Annotated in this window: 8 protein-coding genes and 3 pseudogenes; 5 read left to right on the top strand and 6 right to left on the bottom strand. The window is 55.0% G+C overall.

Features of this window, described 5'->3' with window-relative positions; all coding sequences use genetic code 11:
- A pseudogene (locus BM70_RS31750) lies at nucleotides 1-344 on the top strand (hypothetical protein); the annotation flags it as partial.
- 330 nt (nucleotides 345-674) lie between these two features.
- The gene (locus BM70_RS0130570) at nucleotides 675-893 is read left to right on the top strand and encodes an MbcA/ParS/Xre antitoxin family protein (RefSeq protein ID WP_025859538.1); all 219 of its coding nucleotides are present in this window, start codon (nucleotides 675-677) and stop codon (nucleotides 891-893) included.
- Nucleotides 894-950: 57 nt separating this feature from the next.
- On the opposite strand, the pseudogene BM70_RS32920 reads toward BM70_RS0130570, so the two are convergent.
- The 4 genes and pseudogenes from BM70_RS32920 to BM70_RS0130590 form a co-directional block, all read right to left on the bottom strand.
- Nucleotides 951-1245: pseudogene (locus tag BM70_RS32920) on the bottom strand (transposase); the annotation flags it as partial.
- A gap of 223 nt (nucleotides 1246-1468) precedes the next feature.
- Nucleotides 1469-2425, bottom strand: coding sequence for a hypothetical protein (locus BM70_RS0130580; protein ID WP_025859540.1), 957 nt, complete (start codon nucleotides 2423-2425; stop codon nucleotides 1469-1471).
- A gap of 47 nt (nucleotides 2426-2472) precedes the next feature.
- Complete coding sequence (locus BM70_RS0130585; RefSeq protein ID WP_025859541.1) at nucleotides 2473-3198, bottom strand: hypothetical protein; 726 nt, start codon at nucleotides 3196-3198, stop codon at nucleotides 2473-2475.
- A gap of 326 nt (nucleotides 3199-3524) precedes the next feature.
- The gene (locus BM70_RS0130590; protein WP_256220964.1) at nucleotides 3525-3872 is read right to left on the bottom strand and encodes a hypothetical protein; all 348 of its coding nucleotides are present in this window, start codon (nucleotides 3870-3872) and stop codon (nucleotides 3525-3527) included.
- A 305-nt stretch (nucleotides 3873-4177) separates the two neighbouring features.
- On the opposite strand from BM70_RS0130590, the pseudogene BM70_RS32925 reads away from it, so the two are divergent.
- Nucleotides 4178-4573: pseudogene (locus tag BM70_RS32925) on the top strand (IS21 family transposase); the annotation flags it as partial.
- A gap of 321 nt (nucleotides 4574-4894) precedes the next feature.
- Here the strand turns inward: BM70_RS32925 and BM70_RS0130595 are convergent.
- Nucleotides 4895-5209 carry a hypothetical protein gene (locus tag BM70_RS0130595; RefSeq protein ID WP_025859543.1) on the bottom strand — a complete coding sequence of 105 codons (315 nt, stop codon included), beginning with the start codon at nucleotides 5207-5209 and terminating at the stop codon, nucleotides 4895-4897.
- A 137-nt stretch (nucleotides 5210-5346) separates the two neighbouring features.
- Between BM70_RS0130595 and BM70_RS0130600 the strand changes: the two genes are divergently transcribed.
- The gene (locus tag BM70_RS0130600; RefSeq protein WP_025859544.1) at nucleotides 5347-6168 is read left to right on the top strand and encodes an NADPH-dependent oxidoreductase; all 822 of its coding nucleotides are present in this window, start codon (nucleotides 5347-5349) and stop codon (nucleotides 6166-6168) included.
- A gap of 107 nt (nucleotides 6169-6275) precedes the next feature.
- On the opposite strand, the gene BM70_RS0130605 is transcribed toward BM70_RS0130600, so the two are convergent.
- The gene (locus BM70_RS0130605; protein WP_025859545.1) at nucleotides 6276-7874 is read right to left on the bottom strand and encodes an LA2681 family HEPN domain-containing protein; all 1599 of its coding nucleotides are present in this window, start codon (nucleotides 7872-7874) and stop codon (nucleotides 6276-6278) included.
- A 398-nt stretch (nucleotides 7875-8272) separates the two neighbouring features.
- On the opposite strand from BM70_RS0130605, the gene BM70_RS31760 reads away from it, so the two are divergent.
- Nucleotides 8273-9304: a M48 family metallopeptidase gene (locus BM70_RS31760; RefSeq protein WP_256220965.1), complete on the top strand. Its 1032-nt coding sequence runs from the start codon at nucleotides 8273-8275 to the stop codon at nucleotides 9302-9304.
- Nucleotides 9305-9335: the final 31 nt, after the last annotated feature.

Here is a 9335-nt window from a genome sequence, read left to right on the forward strand (position 1 = left end):
TAAATCGCCCGTTCGACGCCTGGGTACACGATTTCTGCGCCGCTCGTAACGCGGCAGCTCATGGCCCCGCAAATGGTGAGAAGGGAAGCATCTGGCCTCGCCATAACCACCTCATTTTCTCCGCCTGGTTGCTGCCGCTGATCGTCAAAAAGCTACTAGTCCAAGCAGGGCTTTACGAGTTCACCGCCGAAGATAAGGTCGCGAGGGCGGGCTTTGAGGTCTTTCTGGCGCACGATCTGCTGGCCTTCACCGACAAGGATGAGAACAAGGTTTGGTGGCAAATAGCCGAGTCTGAGCTTTATCTGCCTCTGTTCGCTGAGCGATTGCAGCGAGCATGCGAATGACGAAAGCAAGGTGTTGTGGACTTGAGTCAAAGCGTGCTGATACGCAGTGGAAGACGGGAGGGAATCCGGGAGAGAAATGAAGATCTAGCTTGAAACCGCCCTCGACTCGGTGTGTAAACCAATTTTTTGATGTGTAAACCACCCCGCTTTACACGTCAAAAAACTGATTTACATATTTCCTGAGGCGCCGGCCTCAGGCCGACGTAACCACCTGCAGGGATCGTAGTAACTGGCAGGCCTGAAACTGGCACCAGGCTCGCCTATAAGGGGGAGACATTGAGGGGATGGCGATGGTGTAGTCTAGGATCAGACCGCAGAAGGAGCGTACTCATGAGCACTTTGCACCCCGATCAACAGGCCCGTTATTTGGAAGTGCTCGACGCCGCGAAGCGCTGGTATGGCGGCGATATCGACGCAGCCATGCACTGGATGTCACGTCCGGTAAAAGCATTTGGCGGCAAAGCTCCTGCCGCTATGGTCACGACTAGGCTGGAGACGGACATGGTTATCGAGCTTATCTGGCGCTTGGAGCATGGGTTTGTGGCCTGAAGGAGCTTAGAGCTTGCAATGTGTCCATGGGCTGGTCGCGTTGCACGCCACGCCACGCCACGCCCTGACCTTGTCGGTCTTGTGAGTCACGTAGTTGTCCATGATCAGATGAATTGGCATATCGGCAGGCACTGACACATCGATCTCTCTCAGAAAAGCGAGGAACTCATTGGCTGCGATGTTGCCGTTCGAGTCGGCCGATCACCTCACCGGTAGCCACATCCAGGGCAGCAAACAGCGAGGTCGTCCCATGCCGCTTGTAGTCATGTGTGCGGGTTGCAGGGTTGCCTGGAAAAAGCGGTAAGCCTGGCTGTGTGAGGTTCAACGCTTGGATCTGCATCTTTTCATCAACGTACACACCGCCTCGGATGCCGCTCATTATCTCGCACGTTTGTGTGGGGTTCAGTTGAGTGCTGCCTGAAGAACGAATGCGCAAGCTATAGTTCGAAGATCGAAGCCCGCAGGCTAAAAACTCCAGCGCAGCCCGGGGCTTGGGCTACAACAACAGTCGTCGCCGCGAGCTCACGCTCAATGAGGGGAGATGGGTGTAATCAAATTTCTACCCGATAGCAAAATTAGGGTTCCATCTCACGCAGAATGAGCGTATCCGCAGGCGGAAGATCTTCAAGAATCGAATCCACGATCAAGAGGCCGGCATCGGGCTCTGCGTTGAGAGTATCTAGAAGTCTTAAAGATACCTTCTTGGCGTTTAGCAACGATTCTTTTGCCTTGAGTAATTCCGTATCGTTGATCGCCACCACCAAAAATAAATCTTCCCCAGAGCCAATGTAACCGAGGTATATGCTTTTATCTTCGTGCGTGACAGTGACCTCGTGGAAGTTTTCAGCTCGAATATTTTTCTGAACCTTCCAAAGATCTTTAGTTTGAGGGGGAGCTGAGATTTTTAAAGAAGAGTCAGGCACTGGTCGCTTCGGCCATGCGACTCTCACGGCCTTGCTAAAGTTTCGCTGTGCCCGAGTGAGTGCCGCCCGGAAGGCTCGCTGATCAAAGTCCTCAAAAGACATATCTTCTTGAAAGCCAAGAAGGCTTGGAGGTGCGTAATATTTCGCGTGAGGGTCAATCATGACCTTCGTGTACGCGCCTCCATGGTCACCCTGTATCTCTGGATACCCATGGTTTTGGACGTTATCTTCACTCTCATAGCCATCTTCGCTTTCGTAGTCGTCCAATACTAGAGGGCGACCAAAAGCGTCTGTTGTACGGAGTTGATCAATGTCATCAAACAAAAAATCATCTTTGGCGATGGGGGTGCTTGTTTCCAGATAACTGACTTGGCCTTTATAAGCCCACGGTTTTGGGGGAGTTCGATCAGAGCTATGGCGCGACCTTCTCGATGAGGATAGCAAACTCAGCAAATCATGGCCCTTCACAGGATCCTCCAAGAGGGCAGCCGCTATCTCCAGAAGACGCTTACGGTCATTTTCCACCCTTGGATCGAGGCCGATACCGTCACGGATCGCCACTGCCTCAGCCAGGGTATCGAGAGAAAATTGCGGTTTTGATGTGTTCATGATTTCACCATAGCACCAGCGTTCGCAGCTGTGCAAAGTCTTTCCAGTTAGCGTCGGGCGTCAAATTTTTGGGCGAAAAGTTGTGCTTCGATATCACTGAAAAAATAGTGCCGCCTCTTGCCAATCCTCCGAAAGAACGGGGTAACGGCAGGATGTCTCTTCGGAATGCGGTGCATGCCACACCGGGTATAGAATTCGTGGAGTTTTTCACCGCCATGGGGGTCTGCCTTTAGCACAAGACTGCCGCCCTCAAATTCGTCCAGCGCTGATTGGATCGTGCAGTCTATGAGCGCCTTTGCAACACCATGAATGACGGGTATCCCGAGAATATCCAGGTAGACTTCGTCAGGCGCGTCGGACAGGTACCACGTAAGCGCTCTGGCTTGCACGTGGTTCAAAATGTTTGTCTGTAGCTTCGGGATTGCGGTGAGCATGCCAATGGGGAAATCTTGCCGCCCATCTGGGGATCGAAACACGATGCACATTGCCACGGCTTCCCCATGCACCCTACCGCCGTTCGCGTAAAGTGCGTTATGAAGTGAGAGAAGCGAAAAATTGTCGTGCCAGTTCCAGTATTTATCCGCTCTTACAACCTTCGGATTCGCTCCCTTTTTCCAAAAAATATAATGCTTGTCGATCAGTGGCTGCACAAAGTGATGCCATTGATCCACGAGCTCTTGTGTCATCGGTACCACCTCGACGGGCACAGCCTTGTCAAGTCCATTTGGTAGCCGGCTCAAAAGAGATGTTATCGGGTTGAATAACGCAGGCATCTGAACGCTCAATCCTTGACTGGAGAATAACAGTGTCCGTTTTTTGTGCAGGCAGGTCAAAATGAATGATGGCAGTGTGCTTTGAGTGCTTAGGCTCTCGGGCTTGAGGCGGTTCGAATGGAGATCGCCGAAGCTCCTATAAGGTGGGGGAGAGATCATGGCGACAGGCATCCTCAGACGTTAGGAGTTGAGGGCATTCGGCGTAGGGAAGTTTAGGGTCGCAGTTGAGCGATAGCTGATGGGCCTAGGTGCATAGGTATAGCCTTTTACTTGCTGTGACAAGCGGCGCCCGAAAAGCCGGCGCCGATACTAGCGCCGGCGCTCTGTCACTTCTTCGGTTTGAGCGGTGCAAAGTCAGTGGCCAGCTTGTTCCAATTCGCGTTAACCCACGCGAGTACAGTCCCACGCCCAGGAGAAGTGGATTTCAAATGCTCCTTGACCATCCATTCAATTCGCTGCCTTGCCGTTTTTTTAAGATCAGTGCCGCTCCCGTACAGGAATTCAGTTCCGTCGTCAGACATCCCGATTTTGTTCAGAAAACGCTGCATCTCATACCCCTCTTTCCGGCTGAGATGATTTCCATCATCGTGAATCAGCTTGGGATTATCGCCGTTGCTGGCCTTCCATTCATATTCATACTGCAGGTCTTCACGAGTTAATTCTGGCATGATCATTCGCTTTTCTATACCCGCATATTGGGGCAATCCTTAGCTGGTGGCAAAAGGCCCTTCTTTCAAGGTAGCGGTCTCGATAATTGGGTATTTGAGCGCACCAAAGGCTTTTGAAGCCAATTACCGTAGAGGCAATCTGTGGACTTCGCACCCATCCGGCCACCCCACGTCAGGCAGCGACGCAGGAAAATGTCACTACCATCGACCTCTTTTTTCGAAGCGAAGAGGTCGTCGTGGAGCGGTTATCCATGCGTAAAATCAGGGAAATGCGACGTCTGAAGTTTGAGGTCTGCCTATCCGCACGCCAGATCGTACTACGCCGCCCTGGAGTCATCCTTGCCCTGCTGTGGCAACAGTACCGCCTCGCCCAGCCGCAAGGCTTCCAGTACAGCTGGTTCTCTGCGAGCACTACCGCCTCTAGGCCGCCAAGATAGATGTGGTCATGCGCCAGGAACACCGCGCCGGCGAGAAACTGTTCGTCGATTACGTCGGCCAAACCGTACCGTCATCGACAGACCGACAGACCGACAGACCGACAGACCGGCGAGATCCACAGCGCTCAGGTCTTCGGCGCCGTGCTCAGTGCCTCCAGCTAAACCCTCGCCGAGGCCCCCTGGTCGCAGACGCTGCCTGACCGGCTGGGCTCGCACGTTCGCTGTTTCACGTTTCTCGGCGGCACTGCGCAGATCTTGGTGCCCGACAACCGCTACTTGGAAGTGCTAAACGCAGCAAAGATTCTGTTCGGCGGCGATCTTGATGCGGCCTTGCACTGGATGTAACGCCCAGTTAAAGCGTTTGGTGGTAAAGCTCCTGACGCTATGGTCGCAACCAGGCTGGAAACGGACACGGTCATTGAGTTTATAAGGCGCATGGAGCATGGGTTTACTGCGTGAGTTGCCTAGACGATGGCCTTTAGGTGAAAGTTTGGACATTAAGCCGGGGCGGCGCCGGAATTGGCTCGCTTCGAACCCAAGCGTAAGCCGACTGTCTGCCGAACCAAACCTCTGTCGATCCCCGGTGGCCGGCTACGCGGCACCCAAGAGCTTTTCCAGCTGCGCATGCTCCCAGGTGCTCAGCAGCTCTACGGGGTCGGTACTGTACGACTGCAGCGAGTCGAAAACGTAGGCACGCCCCTCCGGGCTGTAGCAGCTGTCGCAATAGTCGAGGGTGTCGCAATCGTTGTAGAGCGTGAGCACCCAGCCATCGGCCTCCACCGTCATCAAACCGCAGTAGATCTCAGCCCAAGACTGCTCACCTAGACGGCGCATGCTACGAACCCCGAGGGCGATGTCCCGCAGGATCTGATAAGCCTCGCGGGCCGTGAGCGGTTTTGCTTCCAAAAGAAGTACCTATATCTGGATGTTGTCGAACTGTCCGTGTCCGAACTCGGCTGGCCGGATGGTAAATGAAACTTGGCATGGTAGGCGTGTTACGCGGGAATCAATTTGGTAGCCTTCGGCCCTTTTGGAGCGCATCGATGACAGCCAACGCACAGCCCAAGCTCAGTGCCCGCTACGGCGCGACTGACATCTCGCCACCCACGCAATGGAATGAGGTCATCGAGCAACTCCTTGATCACCGGAGTGTCCGGGCATTCACTGATCAACCTCTGCCCGAATGCACGATCGAGACAATGGTCGCAGCCGCCCAGTCCGCATCGACATCTTCCAATCTCCAGGTCTGGAGTGTCGTCGCCGTTCAAGATGTCGATCGTAAGAAGCGACTGTCATGCCTGGCCGGCAATCAGGCCTATATCTATCAAGCCCCACTGTTCCTGGTATGGCTTGCAGACCTGTCCCGGGTCTCGCGCATCGCGGAGCTGGCAGGGGTAGAGCTGGAGGCGCTGCCGTACCTGGAAAGCCTGCTCCTCGGTACGATCGACGCAGCTTTGGCAGCCCAGAATGCTGTAGTTGCTCTGGAGTCGCTGGGGCTTGGCAGCGTATACATCGGTGGCATTCGTAATGACATCGAAGAGGTCGCAAAAGAGTTGGGGCTGCCGCCACAGGTCTATCCCGTCTTCGGCCTGTGCGTCGGCTATCCATCACCTGACCGACCTGGAAAGGTAAAGCCGCGGCTGCCGCAGCAAGCCGTACTACATCATGAAACCTATACGATCGCCGGCGAGGAGGGCGTCCTCTCGGAATACGATGCGCGCCTGGGTGCGTTCTATGAGCGTGAGGGAATGAAGGCATCGGGCTGGTCGGAGCAAGTGGTCAGCAGACTCCGGAATGTTTCGAGTTTGCATGGGCGTGAGGAGCTTCTGGGTGAGCTGGCGCGGATGGGCTTTGGGCTGCGGTAAAGCTCATTGTAGGCTTGCTGAGCCCTTCAGCTGGTGTGCCGCTCGCTAGGTTTTCTGGTGTGGCCGCGAGCGGCTCAAGACGGTTCTTCATCGTATGGGCGCCGGTCTCAGGTTTTGAGGTCGTCCGGATAGTCTTCGACTGGCAACTGGCCAACCGGGCCCTCAGGCGTATGCTGCGATTCCTCCAAGTGCATTGCCAGGCACAGATAGATCAGCGCGGCCCTGGCCAGCTTCAGCATCAACAGGCTCTTCGCGGCGAGGTCATCCCTGTCGAGCACAAATGCCAAGTGATCAGTCCAGAGCCCTGAAGACTCGCTAATCCAATGGCAAGAATCCACGATTTTGGCGTACTTGTGCTCAAGGTGGTTTCTCAATTCATCAAGCGCCTGAGCATCAGGTCGAGCTACATCTTTCAGCTCCTTGGAGTAGATGTCTTGGGATACCCAATAGAGCGCGCGAAGCGGAAGATTCCGGGTGAACATGAATTCATCACGCACAACCCGCGGCTGGAGTAGACGACCATTTTTGTCCAATTTGAACCATACAGTCCGAAAGCCTACCGCCTTTTCGGGTATGCCCAGCTTCCAATAGGCATTGATAAAGTAGGCAACCTTATCCAGCAACGAATAGGCGCTGCGATAGGCAGTCTTGATCTGCTCCAGCCCCATGCCATAGAGCGCGTAGTCGCAATTGAAGGCAAGTGCCATGCCCCTGTCTGCCACATGACCGGGTTTGGCGTGTTCTCCTAGGTAAAGACAATGACGGGCGAACCCGTACTCCTGCTTCAGCTGGTTGTAAAAGCCTAGGTACGTGATTCCAGAGTCGGCGTCATGACCGGGTAACCTCAGTACGTCTTGAGCGGCGGCGGGGAATGCTCCCAGGTCGTTCATGGGATTAAGGAATAGCTCTTCCTCAAGGCACCATCGCCGATAACGCCGCTCCTCCTTCGAGGAGCCAAGGCTATGCTCTAACAGCTCTGCGTCATCATCGTCGTCGACGGACTCGGCTAGCCTGGCGTGATGCCATTTGAAAAACTCTATCGCTTCAGGATAGGTAGCGCCATCACGGCCCACGCCACCCGCGATGGCTAACTCCAGCTTGCGCCGGGCATGCACAAAGAGCCAATAGGTGTGACCAGGGTCGTATAGCGCACTGCCATATTGAGCCAAGCCAATGCCAAGGTTGCCTAGGGCCATACCCAGGATCGGATTGTCCTCCAAGGCGTTGCGCCATTCCCCAAGCGCCTCGATCCATCGTCCACACGCCCTGAGCGCATTGCCTAGGTTGCAGTGGATCCTGGAGCGAAGCATTGGTGCCAGCTCTTTAAACCCTGGGTGCTGTATAGAGGCGCGCAGGAAATAAAGCTGTTTGAGCAGAGCAGGGTGGTCAAGGGGATCGTCCTCCCATGACTGCACCTCCAGCTTCCTCAGCGCGGCCCATGCGTTGGAACACGAGTAGTAAACGAGGCATCTGTTCTCCGGCTCGACGCGCGAAGCCACAAAGTCCACTAGCTCCGTCGCATGCCGCAAGATGCCGTCATCGGCGCCATCATCTGCAGCATCGATCAGTGAGTCATAGAGGCGTCGAAGACGAGGAGCGTCGCTTGGGCTACCGAGCTGTTCGTTCAATGCCTTCAGAAGGTGAGAGCGGTCGTCTGCATGGGGTTCATAACCCTGCTCAGCAAAACGGCGGGCGAAATCGTCCATGGGTAATCACCGCGATGAGAAGCTGACTATCTTAGCTGCCTTGAAAACATTCAGCTCCTACAAGCGGGGATTTATATATTCAGCGCCGAGGACAAGGTCGCCCGGCGGGATTTGAGGTTTTTCTGGCCCACGATCTGCTGGCTGTCACCGAGGAGGAGGGTACAAACGTTTGGTGGCGAATAGCGGAGTCTGAGCTTTTTCAGCCTCTGCTTGCTGAGCAATTGCGGCAGGCGTTGAGTGAGACGTCTGGAGAGTGAGTGAGCATCGTTTGCGAGGCTTATCGCTCTAGGCCCTAAGCTCCCGCGGTGGTCGTGCGTGGCTAGGCGCTGAGCATCGAGTACACTATGCGGAATGTGCGTCCGCATTCCAGCACGCTCAAATTTCCAAAGGAGTAGGAGATGGGCATTTTTAGCTGGCTGTTCAACAGGCCCAAGGCCGTCAAATCCGATTCCGCAGCAAAGCACCAGCCCGCTCAGGCTCAATCCCAGGTCGCTCAGCCAGATCTCCAGGTTACCCCTCAGATCCGACGTGACAAGCATTTCCTCCGAGTCGATTCGCTCAGTTTCTCAGGTGTCTATCAACTGTCCAAGTCCAAGAAGTGGGCGATTGCCTGGCGGGATTCCGATCCGTCGACGGGACGTGGAGGTCATCGTGATTCGGGCCTAGGGGCATACGTGCTCGCAGATCTCTCTAGCGGTACGGTGAGTTGTCACGGAGGTATGCCGAGGCCGAACAACGGGTGCGTCAGCGACACCGGAGCGTTCAGCCTGGAGGATCGGCATTTTGGGAGCAGTCTCTCTGGGACGTTTAGCGTTTTTGATCGGAATGGCGCGTTGATCTTTTCTAAAGATCTGACGGCCAATATCTTCACCAGCGGTGTCTCTAAGCACGGGAAATACGCATTCTGCGCAACCGCCAACAGCCCAACCGATCATGGTAACAAGGTGTTCCTGTTTGACCTGGTCAATCGGGTCGAAATGTACAGCGTCACTCCGAAGGCTGGATGGCCTGATAGCTACGAAGTGGACGAGAGTACAGGAGAACTCATGGTGTTGTTCAAGGACATGGGGAGCTTCCGGTACAACGTTCACGGCCAATTCATCGATGCTGATCAGCTCGGCGATGCCAACCTCAATTCCTCCCGTTACGACCGCATCATCCTCGCCGCAGAAAAGATTTTAGGGGAGGGCGACCTGACAGACGAGCGCACGCTGGAAGTCCTGACCGCTGTACGCCGTGCCCGTACACTCGGCGCAGATGAAAACCCTGCCTGGAGGCCCACAGCGCTCAAAGTCCAGGGGCTTGCGCACGAGCAGCTAGGCCAGTACCCCGAAGCAGTCCAAGTCTATGAGGAGTCGCTGGCTTTGAATCCAAAAATTGGCGTTAAGCGCAGGCTGGCATCGGTGACCAAGCGGATCAAGGCTGAGTAGCTGGGGTGAGCCAACTCCTGTAAAACGTATG

This window comes from Pseudomonas sp. CHM02, assembly GCF_000612585.1.
GTDB lineage: Bacteria > Pseudomonadota > Gammaproteobacteria > Pseudomonadales > Pseudomonadaceae > Aquipseudomonas.

Excerpts from the sequence above, each read along its gene's own strand:
- BM70_RS0130605 (WP_025859545.1), bottom strand. The coding sequence starts at position 7,874 with ATGGACGATTTCGCCCGCCGTTTTGCTGAGCAGGGTTATGAACCCCAT.
- BM70_RS0130585 (WP_025859541.1), bottom strand. The coding sequence starts at position 3,198 with ATGCCTGCGTTATTCAACCCGATAACATCTCTTTTGAGCCGGCTACCA.
- BM70_RS0130600 (WP_025859544.1), top strand. The coding sequence starts at position 5,347 with ATGACAGCCAACGCACAGCCCAAGCTCAGTGCCCGCTACGGCGCGACT.
- BM70_RS0130590 (WP_256220964.1), bottom strand. The coding sequence starts at position 3,872 with ATGATCATGCCAGAATTAACTCGTGAAGACCTGCAGTATGAATATGAA.
- BM70_RS31760 (WP_256220965.1), top strand. The coding sequence starts at position 8,273 with ATGGGCATTTTTAGCTGGCTGTTCAACAGGCCCAAGGCCGTCAAATCC.
- BM70_RS0130580 (WP_025859540.1), bottom strand. The coding sequence starts at position 2,425 with ATGAACACATCAAAACCGCAATTTTCTCTCGATACCCTGGCTGAGGCA.
- BM70_RS0130570 (WP_025859538.1), top strand. The coding sequence starts at position 675 with ATGAGCACTTTGCACCCCGATCAACAGGCCCGTTATTTGGAAGTGCTC.